Origin of the sequence: Pseudarthrobacter albicanus (genome assembly GCF_018224015.1) — a bacterium.
In the GTDB taxonomy this organism is placed as follows: Bacteria; Actinomycetota; Actinomycetes; order Actinomycetales; family Micrococcaceae; genus Arthrobacter; species Arthrobacter albicanus.
In genome coordinates, this window is record NZ_JAGPOT010000175.1 from 1 (window position 1) to 2,097 (window position 2,097).

Annotated in this window: 2 protein-coding genes; both read left to right on the plus strand. The window is 64.3% G+C overall.

Annotated elements, in window-relative coordinates:
- The first annotated feature begins 185 nt into the window (after positions 1–185).
- The gene (locus J9611_RS21240) at positions 186–1,508 is read left to right on the plus strand and encodes a helix-turn-helix domain-containing protein (RefSeq protein ID WP_211883206.1); all 1,323 of its coding nucleotides are present in this window, start codon (positions 186–188) and stop codon (positions 1,506–1,508) included.
- Positions 1,509–1,888: 380 nt separating this feature from the next.
- Positions 1,889–2,097: alcohol dehydrogenase catalytic domain-containing protein (locus J9611_RS21245; RefSeq protein WP_211879651.1), on the plus strand; the 209-nt coding region annotated here is incomplete at its 3' end.

Consider the following 2,097-nt stretch of genomic DNA (forward strand, 5'->3'; position numbering starts at 1 on the left):
CGCCCAGGATATCGACGCGCTACCCCTCACCCGCCACGAATTCCACGGCGAATGGAACTACACGCTCGCGCCAACCGACACGCCGTAACGCACCACCACTAATTCGTCGCGCGCCCTTAGCCGCCAATGGAGCCACCGTGCGCAGTCCCCGCTCGCTGTCCCGCAGCCACGGGACGGGAACCCCGTTGCCCGCTGCGCGGTCTCTTGCAGCCCAGCTCCAAGGCGCCAATCCGGGGCATGGCCCGCTTCGAAGAGTCATCGAGGAGTCGTGGCAGCGTTCGCTGCGGCTGCAAGCGGATCCGGACATGCCACAGGCCACCTTGGCCTTGGACGGCGACGCGCTGGAGGAGTACCGCCGCGGCCATCCGCTGGCTTCAATTATGCCGGTGATTCACAAACTGCTGGTTCAGCCGAGCTACGAGAGCGGGCTGCTCGTCGCCGTGGGGGATGAGCTGGGCCGGCTGCTGTGGGTCGACGGAGATGCCGCGCTGCGACGGCGCGCGGAGAGCATGATGTTTGTCCCAGGCGCGGATTGGTCAGAGGCTACGGTCGGCACCAGCGCTCCCGGTACCGCTCTGGCGCTGGGCCGCGGCATCCAGATTGCCGGTGCCGAGCATTTCAACAGGACAATTCACGCGTGGAGCTGCACGGCTGTCCCCTTCCACGATCCGGATACCGGCGCCGTGCTCGGGGTCCTGGATATTACCGGCACCGAGATGGCAGTCGCCCCGCATACCTTGTCCCTCGTCGAGGCGACCGTAGCGGCGGCACAGGCGCAACTGCGCGTGGAGCGGCTTCAGCTGGCCGCGGCGAAGCGGGACCGGCTGGCACGACGGCGAATGCTTGCTCCCGTGGCAAAACGCAAAACAGCACACGGGAGCGGCAATCCGGTCACGAGTCTTTACCGCAACAGCCTGCAGTTGCTCGGCCGGGACCACGCCCTGCTCAGCATCGAAGGCCGAACGGTAACGCTGTCCCCGAGACACAGTGAGATGCTGGCCCTTTTGAGCATTCATCCAGACGGACTGACCGCCGAGGAGCTGTGCAGCCTGTTGTTCGGGGAAGTTTCCGCCGTGACCCTTCGGGCGGAGATGGTCCGGTTGAGGAAAATCCTTCAGCAGTTCAACCCGGCCGTCGTGCCGGAATCCCGGCCCTACAGACTAACTATGGATGTGCTGCCGGACGCCGGCCAGGTTCTTAGCTGCCTCCAGCGCGGGGCCCACCGGGTCGCTCTGGAAATTTATCGCGGTCCGGTGTTGCCTCACTCCGAAGCTCCTGGCGTTGTGGAGCTTCGGGATCGTGTCTCCACACTCCTTCGGGAGGCCCTTCTCACGGACGGCAGCGCGGAAGCCCTGCTGCAATATGCCGAACTGCCGGAAGCGAGCGATGACCTTGGTGTGCGCAGGGCGGCGCTGAAGCTGCTGGCGCCGCGTTCACCCAAGCGGGCCGCGGTGGTTGCTGACATGGAGCGTCTGGAATCCGAACTCGGAACGCGTCAGCGCAATTGAGTTGATTCGCAAGGCTGCAACCTGACCGCAACCCTCCCGCTTCTAAGCTGAAGGCAACGGCGGCCACCGTCATGCTCAGCAAGGGAGCTAGCGATGTCTGTCTTCGCACAGCCGAGCCCAGACGGCTCAGGTCACGTTCAAAGACGGCTGACGGACCGGATCGGCGGCGAGTAATCCACGCCTGACACATCTGCCTACCCGGCCGGTGCTGCGTTCGGCGGGTACGAGTCTTCCGGCATCGGGCGTGAAAACCACACCATGATGCTGGACCACTACCAGCAGACCAAGAACCTCCTGGTCAGCTACAACGAAAACAAGCTCGGCTTCTTCTAAGCCCGGCTTACACGTCCACCGCTTCAAACTACGCAAGGATTTCGCCAATGACGACGACAATGCAAGCAGCAGTAGTAACCGAATTCGGCAAGGATCTTCAGATCCAGACCCTCCCCATTCCCGTCCCGGGCCGCGGCGAGGCACTGGTCAAGGTACTGACCACCGGCGTCTGCCACACGGACCTGCACGCAGCCGCGGGCGACTGGCCGGTGAAGCCGGCACCGCCGTTCATTCCCGGTCATGAAGGGGTCGGCGA